The organism is Nocardioides jiangxiensis, from assembly GCF_030580915.1.
Lineage (GTDB): Bacteria > Actinomycetota > Actinomycetes > Propionibacteriales > Nocardioidaceae > Nocardioides > Nocardioides jiangxiensis.
In genome coordinates, this window is record NZ_JAUQTA010000001.1 from 1,914,535 (window position 1) to 1,928,420 (window position 13,886).

Below are 13,886 nucleotides of genomic sequence, written 5' to 3' on the forward strand. Positions count from 1 at the left end.
CCTGCCCCAATGCAGTCCCTCCAGTACGCCGGGATCCCCGGCCGCCTGAGCGCGCCCCAGCCCGGCTGGACGACGCGCGCCGACGTGGTGGTCATCGGCTCCGGCATCGCCGGTCTGACGGCGGCCCTCCGGATCCGCGCCGAGGCGCCGGACCTGCACGTCCTCGTGGTGACGAAGACGGTGCTCAACGCGGGGTCCACCCAGTGGGCCCAGGGCGGCATCGCGGCGGCGCTGGGGGAGGGGGACACCCCGGAGCAGCACGAGGTCGACACCCTCATCGCGGGCGCCGGCGCGTGTGACCGGGCGGCCGTGCAGGTGCTCGTCACCGAGGGCCCTGACGCGGTGCGCGAGCTGATCGCGCTCGGCACCAACTTCGACCACCATGACGGCGTCCTCTCCCTGACCCGGGAGGGCGGCCACCACCGCGACCGGATCGCCCACGCGGGTGGCGACGCGACGGGTGCGGAGATCCAGCGCGCGCTGATCGCCGCGATCGAGCGCGACCCGAGCATCGAGGTGATCCAGCACGCGCTCGCCGTCGACCTGCTGCTCGACGCGGACGGCGGCGTCGCCGGCGTGACGCTGCACGTCCTGGGCGAGGGCCAGCGCGACGGAGTCGGCGCGGTCCACTGCCGCGCAGTGGTGCTGGCGAGTGGCGGCCTGGGCCAGGTCTTCAACCAGAGCACCAACCCGGCGGTCTCCACGGGAGACGGCATGGCGCTGGCGCTGCGTGCGGGTGCGGTGCTGCGCGACCTCGAGTACGTCCAGTTCCACCCCACGGTCATGTACCTCGGCCCTGATGCCCGCGGCCAGCAGCCGCTGATCTCGGAGGCGGTGCGTGGCGAGGGCGCCTTCCTCGTCGACTGGGACGGCAACCGCTTCATGCAGGGCGTCCACGAGCTCGCCGACCTCGCCCCCCGTGACGTCGTCGCCAAGGCGATCACGCGGCGCATGGAGGAGTCCGGCAAGCCGCACATGTGGCTCGACGCCCGGCACCTGGGTGCCGCCTTCTGGGAGAAGCGCTTCCCGACGATCCTGGCCACCGCCCGCAGCCACGGGGTCGACCCGGTCACCGAGCTGATCCCGGTCGCCCCGGCGCAGCACTACGCCTCGGGCGGCGTGCTCACCGACCTCGAGGGCCGCTCCAACGTCCCCGGCCTCTACGCCACCGGAGAGGTCGCCTGCTCGGGCGTGCACGGGGCGAACCGGCTCGCCTCCAACTCGCTGCTCGAGGGCCTGGTCTTCTCACGCCGGATCGCCGCGGTGCTGCCGGGCGAGCTGCGGCCGTGGTCGTCGCCCGGCGCCGAGATCCGCAACCCGGGCCTGGTCCACGACAGCGTGCGTCACGACCTCCAGCTGACGATGACCGCGAAGGTCGGCGTCATCCGGTCGGCCACCGGCCTCGCCGCGGCTGCCCGGGCGCTCGCCGACATGCTCACGCGTGGCGCGACGGCCGTCGGGTCGGACCAGTGGGAGGCGACCAACCTGCTCGCCATCTCCACCGCCCTCACGCAGGCGGCCCGGCTGCGCGAGGAGACCCGCGGCACGCACTGGCGCGAGGACTTCCCCGACCGCGACGACGCCCGCATGGCCGGCCACTTCGACACGGTCCTGGTGGGAGGCGAGCTGGTCACGACGTTCCAGCCCTCCCCGGCCACCGACGACGTCGTCGTACCCGTCAACCAGCCCGCCACCCACTGATCCCGGAGCACGCCTGATGACCGCCTACGTGACCTCCATCGTCGCCCTCCCGTTCTCCGAGCTCCCGTCGTCGTTGACGGGCGAGCTGGTGGCGGCGGGCCTCGACCCTGCGCAGGTGTACGCGGACGTCGTCGCCGGGATCGCCGAGGACCTCCCGGGCGACGACGTCACGAGCTGGGCGACGATCCCGGCCGCCGACACCGACGTCGCCGACTTCGTCGCGCGGCAGGACGGCGTCGTGGCCGGCCTCGCGCTGGCCGAGCTGGTCTTCCGCTACGTGATGGGCAACGGGATCCGGGTCGAGCGCCCGGTCGCCGACGGCACCCACGTCACGAAGGGCGATGTGCTGCTGACCGTCGAGGCACCCACCGCTCTGCTGCTGACCGCCGAGCGCACCGCCCTCAACTTCACCTGCCACCTCTCCGGCGTGGCGACCGCGACGGCAGCATGGGTCGAGGCGCTCGCGGGCACCTCCGCGCGCGTGCGCGACACCCGCAAGACCATCCCGGGCTACCGCTCGTACGACAAGTACGCGGTCCGGTGCGGCGGCGGCGTCAACCACCGGCGCGACCTGACCGACCAGGCCCTGGTGAAGGACAACCACGTCATCGCCGCCGGCGGCGTGATCGAGGCCTACGAGCTGATCCGCTCGCGCTACCCGGACAAGAGGATCCAGGTCGAGGTGGACCGGATGTCGCAGCTGCAGGAGCTGCTCGACCACGGTGTCACCGAGATCCTGCTCGACAACTTCAGCATCGAGGAGACCGTGGCTGCCGTCGAGCTGACCGCCGGCCGCGCGCGGCTCGAGGCCTCGGGTGGCCTGACGCTGGAGTCGGCCGCGGCGGTGGCGGCGACGGGGGTCGACTTCATCGCCGTCGGTGCGCTCACGCACTCGGCCAAGGTCATGGACATCGCGATGGACCTGCGGGGCTGACATGACCGCCTCGTCTGGTGGAGCCCTCCTCGCCGCTGACATCGGCAACTCGACGACCGACCTCGCCCTGATGCGTGAGGGCGGCGTCGTCGCGCACTGGCGGGTCTCCACCGACGACCGTCGCACCTCGGACGAGTGGGCCGTCCTGGTCCGTGGCCTGCTCGGCACCGCCGTGGCCGAGGTGTCCGGCGTCGCGGTCTGCTCGACGGTGCCCTCGGTGCTCCACGAGTGGCGCGAGATGCTCGCCTCGCACTTCAGCGGCGCGAAGGCCGTCGTCGTCGAGCCGGGCGTCCGCACCGGCGTACCCGTGCTGATGGACAACCCGCGCGAGGTCGGCGCCGACCGCATCCTCAACGCCCTCGCCGCCGCGCACCACTACGACGGGCCCACGATCGTGGTCGACTTCGGCACGGCCACCACCTACGACGTCGTGACCTCTGCGGGCCAGTACGTCGGCGGCGCCATCGCGCCCGGCATCGAGATCTCCCTCGAGGCGCTGGGGCGGCGGGGCGCGCAGCTGCGCAAGGTCGAGCTGCTGCGGCCGCGCTCGGTGATCGCCAAGAACACCGTCGAGGCCCTGCAGTCGGGCATGCTCTTCGGCTTCGCGGCCCAGGTCGAGGGCATGGTGGCGCGCATGGCGCGCGAGCTCGGGGCGGAGTCCGGTGGGCTCAACGTCATCGCCACCGGCCACCTCGCGCCGCTCGTGCAGGACGAGGTCGCGTGCTTCACCGACCGCCGTCCGTTCCTCACGCTCGAGGGCCTGGCGCTCGTGTTCGCACGCAATTCCTGAATTCAATTCCGGTTGCATATCGGGCGCATTCCCGACATCTGATTCCGGCGTCCCTTTCGGAACCAATTGCACATTGCTAACGTGCCGACGAATAGTGAATTCGCAATCACGAAGGAATGTGTCATGGCTCAGAAGGTTTCCATCGTCCTCATCGACGACATCGACGGCGGTGACGCCGACGAGACCGTGAGCTTCTCGCTCGACGGCACGTCCTACGAGATCGACCTCGCCTCCGCCAACGCCGCCCGCCTGCGCGAGGCGCTCGCGCCCTACGTGGGCCACGCCCGCAAGGTCGGCAGCGGGCGCCGGGCGGCCGCGAAGAAGAGCGGCGCCTCCGGTGGCACCCGCGAGATCCGCGAGTGGGCCCGCAGCAACGGATGGCCCGACCTCGGTGACCGCGGCCGCGTTCCCGCCGACGTGCAGCAGGCCTACGACGCCGCCCACTGACCCCTCTCCCGCGCCGAGACGGGGCTCGTGCCACGTGTTCGCTGTCGGCGTACGCCGTTCCCGTCGCACCGGGAACACGTAGGGTGGAGTCGGACGTTGGTCCGGGCGTCTGCTTCCTCTCCTTGCACCCAGCGGGGGACCGGCGGCAGGCCAGAATCAAGGGAGTGTGAGCGATGTTCGAGCGGTTTACCGACCGTGCCCGCCGCGTGGTGGTGCTGGCCCAGGAAGAGGCCCGCATGCTGTCGCACAACTACATCGGCACGGAGCACATCCTGCTCGGTCTGATCCACGAGGGTGAGGGCGTCGCCGCCAAGGCGCTGGAGTCGCTCGACATCTCGCTCGAGGCGGTCCGTGCGCAGGTCGAGGAGATCATCGGCCAGGGACAGCAGGCTCCGTCCGGTCACATCCCCTTCACGCCCCGCGCCAAGAAGGTCCTCGAGCTGTCGCTGCGCGAGGCGCTCCAGCTGGGCCACTCCTACATCGGCACCGAGCACATCCTGCTCGGCCTGATCCGCGAGGGCGAGGGCGTCGCCGCCCAGGTCCTGCAGAAGCTCGGAGCCGACCTCAACCGGGTCCGCCAGCAGGTCATCCAGCTGCTCTCCGGCTTCCAGGGCAAGGAGGCCGCCTCCTCGGGTGCCCCGACCCAGTCCGGTGACGCGCCCACCTCGTCCATGGTGCTCGACCAGTTCGGCCGCAACCTCACGCAGGCTGCCCGCGAGGGCAAGCTCGACCCGATCATCGGCCGCGAGGTCCAGATCGAGCGCGTGATGCAGGTGCTGTCGCGTCGTACCAAGAACAACCCCGTCCTCATCGGCGAGCCGGGCGTCGGCAAGACGTCGGTGGTCGAGGGCCTGGCCCAGGACATCGTCAAGGGCAACGTGCCGGAGACGCTCAAGGACAAGCACATCTACACGCTCGACCTCGGTGCGCTCGTGGCGGGTTCCCGCTACCGCGGTGACTTCGAGGAGCGCCTGAAGAAGGTGCTCAAGGAGATCAAGACCCGCGGCGACATCATCCTGTTCATCGACGAGATCCACACGCTCGTCGGCGCGGGTGCTGCCGAGGGCGCGATCGACGCTGCGTCGATCCTCAAGCCGATGCTGGCCCGTGGCGAGCTGCAGACGATCGGTGCGACGACCCTCGACGAGTACCGCAAGCACCTCGAGAAGGACGCCGCGCTCGAGCGCCGCTTCCAGCCGATCCAGGTGCCGGAGCCGTCGATCGCCGAGACGATCGAGATGCTCAAGGGCCTGCGTGACCGCTATGAGGCGCACCACCGCGTGACGATCACCGACGAGGCGCTCGTCTCCGCGGCGACCCTCGCCGACCGCTACATCTCCGACCGGTTCCTGCCGGACAAGGCGATCGACCTCATCGACGAGGCAGGCTCGCGCCTGCGGATCCGTCGCATGACGGCCCCGCCCGACCTGCGGGAGTTCGACGAGAAGATCGCCGACGTCCGCCAGCGCAAGGAGGCCGCGATCGACGGCCAGGACTTCGAGGCCGCCGCTGCGCTCCGCGACGAGGAGAAGCAGCTCATCGGCAAGAAGGCCGAGCGCGAGAAGCAGTGGCGCGCCGGTGACATGGACGTCGTCGCCGAGGTCGACGAGGAGCTCATCGCCGAGGTTCTCGCGGTCGCGACCGGCATCCCGATCGTCAAGCTGTCGGAGGAGGAGTCGACGCGACTGCTCAAGATGGAGGACGAGCTGCACAAGCGCGTCATCGGTCAGGAAGAGGCCGTCAAGGCGCTCTCCCGCGCCATCCGTCGTACGCGTGCCGGCCTGAAGGACCCCAAGCGCCCCGGTGGCTCGTTCATCTTCGCCGGCCCGTCCGGTGTCGGTAAGACGTGGCTGTCGAAGACACTGGCCGAGTTCCTCTTCGGAGACGAGGACGCGCTGATCCAGCTCGACATGTCGGAGTTCTCCGAGAAGCACACGGTCTCGCGCCTGTTCGGCTCGCCTCCGGGCTACGTCGGCTACGAAGAGGGTGGCCAGCTCACCGAGAAGGTGCGCCGCAAGCCGTTCTCCGTCGTCCTCTTCGACGAGGTGGAGAAGGCCCACCCGGACATCTTCAACTCGCTGCTGCAGATCCTCGAGGAAGGTCGCCTCACCGACTCGCAGGGCCGCGTGGTCGACTTCAAGAACACCGTGATCATCATGACCACGAACCTCGGTTCGCGGGACATCAGCAAGGGCGTCAGCCTGGGCTTCCAGCAGGGCAGCGACACCGCGTCGACGTACGAGCGGATGAAGAGCAAGGTCTCGGAGGAGCTCAAGCAGCACTTCCGCCCCGAGTTCCTCAACCGCGTCGACGAGGTCATCGTGTTCCCGCCGCTGACGCAGGAGCAGATCATCGCGATGGTCGACAACATGATCGCGTCGGTCGAGAAGCGCCTGAAGGACCGCGACATGGGCATCGAGCTCACGCCGGCCGCGAAGGAGCTGCTCGCCAAGCGTGGCTTCGACCCGGTCCTGGGCGCGCGCCCGCTGCGTCGTACGGTCCAGCGCGAGATCGAGGACGTCCTCGCGGAGAAGCTGCTCTTCGGTGAGATCGGTGCCGGCCAGATCGTCCTGGTCGACGTCGAGGGTGAGGGTCCGACCGCGACGTTCACGTTCGTCGGCCAGAAGGTCTCGGCCGTCCCGGACATCCCGCCGCTGGAGACGATCGTCGAGGGTGGTGGCGACGGCGACACCGCCGAGCACCCGGACACCGACGCGAGCTGACCTGCGCGGTCTGTCGACGGCCCCGCTCCCCGGTAGGGAGCGGGGCCGTTCGCCGTCCTGTGCCGCGCCGAGACGGGCCTTGTGCCCGGCACAAGCCTCGTGTCGGCGCGGCACGGGCCCCGTGTCGGCGTCAGGGGAGGGCGAACCAGCCCGGTTCCACCTCGGCGAGCAGGCCGTCGGCGAGGAGTGAGGCGAGGGCGCGGTCACGCTGCTCGGGGAGGTGCCACTCGGCCTCCAGGCGGCCTCGGGGGACCGGCGAGTCCGCGTCGCGTACGACGGCGAGCAGGCGCCCCCGGCACTGACGGTCCGTGCCGGCGTAGTCCTGCACCTTCCGCGCCGGCCCGTCGTACGCCGGGCGGCCGGCCGCGTGCCATGCGCAGAGGTCGACCACCGGGCACCGCTCGCAGGCGGGCCGGGCGGCCGTGCAGATGACGGCACCGAGCTCCATCGACGCCGCAGCCCAGGCAGCAGCGTCCTCGTCGGAGCCGGGGAGGACCGAACCGGCGAGGTCCCGCTCCGCCCTGGTGACGGCGGGCGCCGCGAACTCCGCTGCTGTGAGGGTGCGCGCGAGGACGCGGCGCACGTTCGTGTCGAGCACGACATGGCGTCGGCCGAAGGCGAACGACGCGATCGCCGCCGCCGTGTAGTCCCCGACTCCGGGGAGCGCGAGCAGCTGCTCGTAGGTGTCGGGAACCTCGCCGCCGTGCTCGTCACGGATCACCGTGGCGGCCGCGTGGAGCCGGAGGGCCCGTCGGGGGTAGCCCAGCCGACCCCAGGCGCGGACCGCCTCGCCCGAGGTCTCGTCGGCGAGTGCGGAGGGAGTCGGCCAGCGGTCGAGCCAGGCCTCGTGCACGGGGAGCACCCGGGCGACGGGCGTCTGCTGGAGCATGAACTCCGAGACCATCACCGACCACGGTGTCGTGCCGGGGCGCCGCCACGGCAGGTCGCGCTGGTGCTCGGCGTACCAGGAGAGGACGCGCTCGGGGAGGTCGTTCATGGCGCCGCGAGCCTACGACGCGTGCGGTGTGCGGCGTGTCGCAGCCCCACTTTCCCGGCGGTCCGCGTGCCTCATCAAAACCATTCGTCCCACTGGTTACCGTTTCCGCATGAGCAGCATGGCACCACGGGGTCCGCTTCCCGCCCGCGTCTACTGGGTTCGTCGCGGCATCGTGCTGGGTGTCGCCCTGCTCCTGGTCCTCGTCGTCGGGCGCCTCCTCACGGGCGGCAGCGACGGCACGGACCAGGCCAGCGGCCCGCGCGACAGCGCGCAGCTGGTCGGCTCGCAGACCTCGCAGACGACGGATCCGACCGCCAGCTCGAGCGCCACGACGGCGACCACCGAGACGACCGCCGGCACCAAGGGACTCCCGCTCGCGGAGCCCACCGGGCCGTGTGACCCGGACAAGGTGACGGTCACCCCCGTCGGCGGCAAGCGCGCCAACGACGGTCACGTCGCCATGATCCTCGCCGTCGGCACGTCGGAGGAGGCGTGCACCTTCACCTTCTCGCCAGAGTCGGTCGTGGTGAAGATCGAGTCCGGCTCCGACAGCATCTGGTCGAGCCAGCAGTGTTCGGTCCTCCCGACGCAGGACCTGGTCGTCCGCGCCGCGAAGCCCGCGGCCGCGACGTTCACCTGGAACGGTCACCGGTCCGACGCGACGTGCTCGCGCAGCACGGCCTGGGCGCTGCCGGGGACCTACCACGCGATCGCGGCGACCCTCGGCGGCGAGCCGACCGACACGGCGTTCGAGCTGACCCGCCCGCCGACCGTCGTGGTCACGAAGACGGCGAAGCCCAAGGTCACGGCGACGGCGACGAGCACGGCCACCTCGTCGACGTCGACCAAGGCAGGCCGTCAGCCCTGACGGCCTGCACCAGCACGCAGAAGCGCCCCACCGGGAGCGAGGTGGGGCGCTTCTGCGTCCGGCTGCGGATCAGGGGCGACCGAGCGAGCGGATCGTCCAGCCCGCGTCGCGGTACGCCGCCTGGTCCAGGCAGTTGCGGCCGTCGATGATCGTGCGCTCGGCGACGAGGTCGCCCAGCTCCGCGGCGGACAGGGCCCGGTACTCCTTCCACTCCGTCAGGTGGAGCACGAGCTGCGCACCGCGGGCGGCCTCTTCGACCGACTCGGTGTAGCTGAGCTGCGGGTGCTTCGCGCTGGCCGGACCGGTCGCCTTCGGGTCGTGCACGACGACGTCCGCGCCCTTGGCGTGCAGGGCGACCGCGACGTCGAGCGCCGGGCTGTCACGGATGTCGTCGGAGTCCGGCTTGAACGCGGCACCGAGGACCGCGATCCGCTTGCCCTCGAGGTCGCCGAGCTCGGCCTTGGCGAGCTTCACGACGCGCTTGCGGCGGCGGAGGTTGATCCGGTCGATCTCGCGGAGGAAGCGCAGCGCGTCCTTCACGCCGAGCTCGTCCGCACGGTCCATGAACGCCCGGATGTCCTTGGGCAGGCAGCCGCCGCCGAAGCCGACACCGGCGTTGAGGAACCGGCGGCCGATCCGCGCGTCGTGGCCGATCGCGTCGGCGAGCGTGACCACGTCGGCTCCGGTCGCCTCGCAGAGCTCGGCCATCGCGTTGATGAAGGAGATCTTGGTGGCCAGGAAGGAGTTGGCCGCGACCTTCACGAGCTCGGCGGTCGGGAAGTCGGTCACGATGACCGGCGTGCCGCCCGCGATCGGCGTCGCGTAGATCTCGCGGAGCGTGGCCTCGGCCTCGGCGTTGCGCACGCCGAGGACCAGGCGGTCCGGCGTGAGGGTGTCCTCGACGGCGAACCCCTCGCGGAGGAACTCCGGGTTCCAGGCCAGGTCGACGTCGGTGCCCGCCGGGGCCTTGTCCTGAAGGATGCCGAGGAGGCGCTCCGCGGTGCCGACCGGCACGGTGGACTTGCCGATGACCAGGGTCGGACGCGTCAGGTGCTCGGCGAGCGACTCGATCGCGCCGTCCACGTAGGTCAGGTCGGCGCCGTTGCCGTCCTTGCGCTGCGGGGTGCCGACGCAGAGGAAGTGGGCGTCGCCGAACTCGGCAGCCTCCTTCATCGACGAGGTGAAGCGGAGCTTGCCGCTCTCGACCTGCTTGACGAGGAGGGTGTCGAGGCCCGGCTCGTAGAACGGGAGATCGCCCTTCGCGAGAGCGTCGAGCTTGCGCTCGTCGATCTCGACGCCGAGGACGTCGAAGCCGAGCTCTGCGAGACAGGCAGCGTGCGTGGCGCCGAGGTAGCCACACCCGATGACGGTGATCTTCATGGCTGTCAGACTAGGGGACGGGCAGCGGTCCTCCCGCACCGAGAGCGGCGCGGGTCGTGCAGCGTTCACGGAACCGTCACGCCAGGCTGCCCCTCGGGTAGCCTCCGCTCCATCAACGAACCCCTGCTGGGAGGCCTGAGTCACATGCCGCGTTTCTGGTCGCGACGTCGCGCGGAGCAGCCGGATCCGCTGGCGGGTCCCCTCCCGGATCCCTACCTCAGCGTGGTCGTGCCCGTCCACAACGTGGCGGAGTACCTCGCCAGCAGCCTGGACAGCATCCTGCGCCAGCCCCTGCGGGAGATCGAGGTCATCGTCGTCGATGACGCCTCGACCGACGGCTCCACCGAGATCGCGGAGAAGTACGCCGCCGACCACGACCGGATCCGGCTCGTGAAGCTGCCCGAGAAGAGCGGCGTGAGCATCGCGCGCAACGTGGCGATGCCGCTGTGCACCGCGCCGTTCATCACGTTCGTCGACTCGGACGACGACCTCCCGCCGGACGCCTGGAGCACCATGCTCCGCACGCTGCTGCGCACGGGGTCCGACTTCGTCGTCGGCTCCGCCGAGCGGGTCAGCAGCGAGCGTCGCTACGTGACCCCGCTGATGAAGCGGAACCACGAGGTCGAGCGCCTGGCCATCACGATCGAGGACGCTCCGCTGATGCTGGCCGACGTCTTCGTGTGGAACAAGATCTTCACGCGCGAGTTCTGGGAGCGGGCGGCGATCCACTTCCCCGAGCGCACGCGCTACCAGGACCAGCCGGCGCTCACGCAGGCGTTCCTCGCCGCGAGGAGCTTCGACGTGATCACCGAGATCGTCTACGAGTGGCGCTTCCGGGAGGACCTCACCTCGGCCACGCAGCGCCGCGTCGAGATCAGCAACATGCGCGAGCGCCGCGGCACCAAGCTGCTCACCCTCGACATGGTCCGCGAGCACGGCTCGGCGCCGATCATGGACGTCCTGCTCCGCGAGATCCTCCCCATCGACATGTGGGAGCACTTCCGTGCCGCGGTGGTCGCCGGCGACGAGTACCGCGAGGTGCTCCGTGACATGCAGCAGCGCATCTGGAACGACGGGACCGTGCGGTTCGAGCACACGACGGTGCCGCCGTCCCAGCGCGTGATGGGTGTGCTCGTCGACCAGGGCCGCTGGGACGACCTGGCCACTCTCATCGCGCACATCGACAGCCTGGGCGGCCCCGCCCCGCGCGCCGTCGTCGACGGGCGCGAGGAGGTCGTGCTCCCGTTCCGCGACGACCCGGCGATGCCGGCAGACGCATATGCGGTGCAGCCGGTGCGTGGCCCCCAGGCCGGCACCCACTCCGGTCGCTGACCGAGCCCCGGTCCGGCAGGCTCGCCGGGCGACGCTCGGGCATCGCGAAAGCGGCGCTCAGGTGGGGCTCGGTCAGACGTAGCGCTCGAGGATGCTCGACTCGGCGAGCCGGGAGAGTCCCTCGCGCACGCTGCGGGCGCGGAGCTCACCGACGCCCTCGACGGCCTGGAGGTCGTCGATGCCGGCACCGAGCAGCTTCTGCAGCGTGCCGAAGTGGTCGATGAGCCGGTCCACGACGGCCGCGGGCAGGCGCGGCACCTTGGCCAGGAGCCGGAAGCCACGTGGCGTCACGGCGCCGTCGAGGTGCTCGGCGGAGCCGAGGCCGAGGGCCTTGGCGACCGCGGCGGGGTCGACGAGCTCGCTGGCGTCGAGGTGCTCGAGCCGGAGCAGCAGCTCCTCCGGGGTCTTCGCCTTGCGGCCACCCGGCAGGTAGTCACGGATGACGAGCTCGCGCTCGGCATCGACGCCGGTGATCAGCTCCTCCAGCTGCAGGGTGAGCAGGCGGCCGTCGGTGCCGAGCTCGAGGACGTAGTCCTCGATCTCGCGGGCGATGCGGGTGACCATCTCCAGGCGCTGAGCGACGACGGCCACGTCACGGACGGTGACGAGGTCCTCGATCTCGAGGGCGGACAGGGTCGAGGAGACCTCGTCGAGGCGCATCTTGTAGCGCTCGAGCGTGGCCAGGGCCTGGTTGGCCCGGGTCAGGATGCGGCCGGAGTCCTCGAGGACGTGGCGGGTCTCACCGACGTACGCCGCGATGATCTGCATCGACTGTGACACCGAGATGACCGGGAAGCCGGTCTGCCGGGCGACGCGGTCGGCCGTGCGGTGGCGGGTGCCGGTCTCCTCGGACGGGATCGTGTGGTCGGGCATGAGGTGGACCGCGGCCTTGTGGATCCGGGTCAACTCCGCGTCGACGATGATCGCGCCGTCCATCTTCGCGAGCTCGCGCAGGCCGGTCGCGGTGAAGGGGACGTCGAGCTGGAAGCCGCCGGTCGCGATGTTCTCCACCGTCTTGTCGTAACCGAGGACGACGAGGGCGCCCGTGCGACCGCGGAGGATGCGCTCGAGCGCATCGCGCAGGGGAGTGCCCGGGGCGATCGACGCGAGTGTCGCCCTCAGGCGTTCGGTCTCTTCGGAACGCTCGATCGCGGCCACTGCTGCCATCCCGTCTGGTGTGTCGACAACTGCCCGAATCCTAGGGCAAGCGCGGTCAGCCGACCTCGTCATTTGTCGGCTGGGCGGCTGCGTGGACGGCGCGGCCCTGCAGGTCGAGGAGGCGCATCACCGCGGCGATGTCGGGCACGTCCATCACCTTCATGCCGTCGACCATCCGGACCCGTCCGGGAGTCGGGTTGCCGTTGCTGCGGTCGACCGGCACGAGTGCGTACTTGAAGCCGAGACGGGCGGCCTCCGCCAGCCGCTGCGGGAGGTCGCGGACCTTGCGGAGCTCGCCGGCCAGACCGAGCTCTCCGATCGCGATGGTGGCGGTCGGCGCGGGCCGGGAGTAGTGGGCCGACGCGATGCTGATGGCGATCGCCAGGTCGGTCGAGGGGTCGGTCAGCTTGGCGCCGCCGACGGTCGAGCAGAAGACGTCGTGGTTGTGCAGCCGGAGGCCACCGTGCTGGGCGAGGACGGCGAGCACCATCGCGACACGGGAGGAGTCCAGGCCCGACGTCGTGCGTCGTGGCTTGTCGCCCGGCGCCACCGTCACCAGGGACTGGACCTCGGCGAGGAGCGGCCGTCGGCCCTCCATGGTGACGGCGACGCAGGTGCCCGGCACCTGCTGGGAGTGGTTCTCCACGAAGAGGCCGGTCGGGTCGGAGACGGCGGTGATGCCGTCGGAGCCGAGGTCGAAGCAGCCCACCTCGTCGACGGGTCCGAAGCGGTTCTTCATGGCGCGGAGCATGCGGAACCGGCTGTTGCGGTCGCCCTCGAAGTGGAGGACGACGTCGACGACGTGCTCGAGCACGCGAGGGCCGGCGATCGTGCCGTCCTTGGTCACGTGGCCCACGACCACCGTGGTGATGTTGCGCGTCTTCGCCACGCGGACCAGGGCGGCGGCGACCTCCTTGACCTGGGAGACACCGCCGGGGACGCCGTCGAGGTCGGCCACGTTGACGGTCTGGACCGAGTCGACGACCAGCAGCTCGGGCTTGACCGCCTCGATGTGGCCGAGCACGGCGGCGAGGTCGGTCTCGGCGGCGAGGTAGAGCTCGTCGACCACCGCGCCGGTGCGGTCGGCGCGCATGCGCACCTGCGCCGCCGACTCCTCGCCGGAGACGTAGAGCGTGCGGCGACCCGAGCGGGCAGTCTGGGCGGCGACCTCCAGCAGCAGGGTCGACTTGCCGACGCCGGGCTCGCCAGCGAGCAGGATCGCGGCGCCGGGCACGAGGCCACCACCGAGCACCCGGTCGAGCTCGGGGACGCCGCTCGCCCGGGCGGTCGTCTGCTCGACGGGGACCTGGCCGATCGGCACGGCGGGCGCGGTCACGGGCCCGGCGGCCGTGCGCGCGCCGGAGGGCGCCGCGGCCGACTCCGAGACCGAGCCCCACGCCTGGCACTCGCCACAGCGACCGACCCACTTCGCCGTGGTCCAGCCACACTCGGCGCAGGTGTAGGCGGGGCGCGGGGCCTTCGGCGACTTCGACATGTTCGAAACCCTATTCGAACGGTCCGACACAAGGGCGACGACACCCTTGGCCCGCTCGCTC

General features: G+C 71.0%; 11 protein-coding genes. 7 read left to right on the forward strand and 4 right to left on the reverse strand.

The window, feature by feature from the left end:
* Nucleotides 1-9 precede the first annotated feature (9 nt).
* From Q5722_RS09280 to Q5722_RS09300, 5 genes are all read left to right on the forward strand, one after another.
* Nucleotides 10-1,701, forward strand: a complete 1,692-nt coding sequence (locus Q5722_RS09280; RefSeq protein WP_305027929.1) for an L-aspartate oxidase — start codon at nt 10-12, stop codon at nt 1,699-1,701.
* 16 nt (nt 1,702-1,717) lie between these two features.
* The gene (gene nadC, locus Q5722_RS09285; RefSeq protein WP_305027930.1) at nt 1,718-2,635 is read left to right on the forward strand and encodes a carboxylating nicotinate-nucleotide diphosphorylase; all 918 of its coding nucleotides are present in this window, start codon (nt 1,718-1,720) and stop codon (nt 2,633-2,635) included.
* A gap of 1 nt (nt 2,636) precedes the next feature.
* Nucleotides 2,637-3,425: a type III pantothenate kinase gene (locus tag Q5722_RS09290; RefSeq protein ID WP_305027931.1), complete on the forward strand. Its 789-nt coding sequence runs from the start codon at nt 2,637-2,639 to the stop codon at nt 3,423-3,425.
* 123 nt (nt 3,426-3,548) lie between these two features.
* Nucleotides 3,549-3,872: a histone-like nucleoid-structuring protein Lsr2 gene (locus tag Q5722_RS09295; RefSeq protein ID WP_305027932.1), complete on the forward strand. Its 324-nt coding sequence runs from the start codon at nt 3,549-3,551 to the stop codon at nt 3,870-3,872.
* Between the two features lie 173 nt (nt 3,873-4,045).
* A complete protein-coding gene (locus Q5722_RS09300) occupies nt 4,046-6,595 on the forward strand; it encodes an ATP-dependent Clp protease ATP-binding subunit (RefSeq protein WP_305027933.1) in 2,550 nt (849 codons plus the stop codon).
* Nucleotides 6,596-6,725: 130 nt separating this feature from the next.
* Here Q5722_RS09300 and Q5722_RS09305 read toward each other — a convergent pair whose 3' ends face one another.
* Nucleotides 6,726-7,592, reverse strand: a complete 867-nt coding sequence (locus Q5722_RS09305) for an HhH-GPD family protein (RefSeq protein ID WP_305027934.1) — start codon at nt 7,590-7,592, stop codon at nt 6,726-6,728.
* Between the two features lie 109 nt (nt 7,593-7,701).
* Here Q5722_RS09305 and Q5722_RS09310 point away from each other — a divergent pair, with 109 nt between their 5' ends.
* Complete coding sequence (locus tag Q5722_RS09310; RefSeq protein WP_305027935.1) at nt 7,702-8,460, forward strand: hypothetical protein; 759 nt, start codon at nt 7,702-7,704, stop codon at nt 8,458-8,460.
* A gap of 69 nt (nt 8,461-8,529) precedes the next feature.
* Here Q5722_RS09310 and Q5722_RS09315 read toward each other — a convergent pair whose 3' ends face one another.
* Nucleotides 8,530-9,840, reverse strand: coding sequence for a UDP-glucose dehydrogenase family protein (locus tag Q5722_RS09315; RefSeq protein ID WP_305027936.1), 1,311 nt, complete (start codon nt 9,838-9,840; stop codon nt 8,530-8,532).
* A gap of 144 nt (nt 9,841-9,984) precedes the next feature.
* Here Q5722_RS09315 and Q5722_RS09320 point away from each other — a divergent pair, with 144 nt between their 5' ends.
* Nucleotides 9,985-11,172, forward strand: coding sequence for a glycosyltransferase family 2 protein (locus tag Q5722_RS09320; protein WP_305027937.1), 1,188 nt, complete (start codon nt 9,985-9,987; stop codon nt 11,170-11,172).
* Nucleotides 11,173-11,244: 72 nt separating this feature from the next.
* Here the strand turns inward: Q5722_RS09320 and disA are convergent, their stop codons facing one another.
* Together disA and radA are read right to left on the reverse strand one after the other, a co-directional pair.
* Nucleotides 11,245-12,339, reverse strand: a complete 1,095-nt coding sequence (gene disA / locus Q5722_RS09325) for a DNA integrity scanning diadenylate cyclase DisA (RefSeq protein ID WP_305027938.1) — start codon at nt 12,337-12,339, stop codon at nt 11,245-11,247.
* Between the two features lie 46 nt (nt 12,340-12,385).
* Nucleotides 12,386-13,825: a DNA repair protein RadA gene (gene radA / locus Q5722_RS09330; protein ID WP_305027939.1), complete on the reverse strand. Its 1,440-nt coding sequence runs from the start codon at nt 13,823-13,825 to the stop codon at nt 12,386-12,388.
* Nucleotides 13,826-13,886: the final 61 nt, after the last annotated feature.

Bases quoted from the DNA above. Each gene is read 5' to 3' on its own strand.
- radA (WP_305027939.1), bottom strand. From the start codon at position 13,825: ATGTCGAAGTCGCCGAAGGCCCCGCGCCCCGCCTACACCTGCGCCGAG.
- Q5722_RS09320 (WP_305027937.1), top strand. From the start codon at position 9,985: ATGCCGCGTTTCTGGTCGCGACGTCGCGCGGAGCAGCCGGATCCGCTG.
- Q5722_RS09290 (WP_305027931.1), top strand. From the start codon at position 2,637: ATGACCGCCTCGTCTGGTGGAGCCCTCCTCGCCGCTGACATCGGCAAC.
- disA (WP_305027938.1), bottom strand. From the start codon at position 12,339: ATGGCAGCAGTGGCCGCGATCGAGCGTTCCGAAGAGACCGAACGCCTG.
- Q5722_RS09300 (WP_305027933.1), top strand. From the start codon at position 4,046: ATGTTCGAGCGGTTTACCGACCGTGCCCGCCGCGTGGTGGTGCTGGCC.
- Q5722_RS09280 (WP_305027929.1), top strand. From the start codon at position 10: ATGCAGTCCCTCCAGTACGCCGGGATCCCCGGCCGCCTGAGCGCGCCC.
- Q5722_RS09305 (WP_305027934.1), bottom strand. From the start codon at position 7,592: ATGAACGACCTCCCCGAGCGCGTCCTCTCCTGGTACGCCGAGCACCAG.
- Q5722_RS09310 (WP_305027935.1), top strand. From the start codon at position 7,702: ATGAGCAGCATGGCACCACGGGGTCCGCTTCCCGCCCGCGTCTACTGG.
- nadC (WP_305027930.1), top strand. From the start codon at position 1,718: ATGACCGCCTACGTGACCTCCATCGTCGCCCTCCCGTTCTCCGAGCTC.
- Q5722_RS09315 (WP_305027936.1), bottom strand. From the start codon at position 9,840: ATGAAGATCACCGTCATCGGGTGTGGCTACCTCGGCGCCACGCACGCT.
- Q5722_RS09295 (WP_305027932.1), top strand. From the start codon at position 3,549: ATGGCTCAGAAGGTTTCCATCGTCCTCATCGACGACATCGACGGCGGT.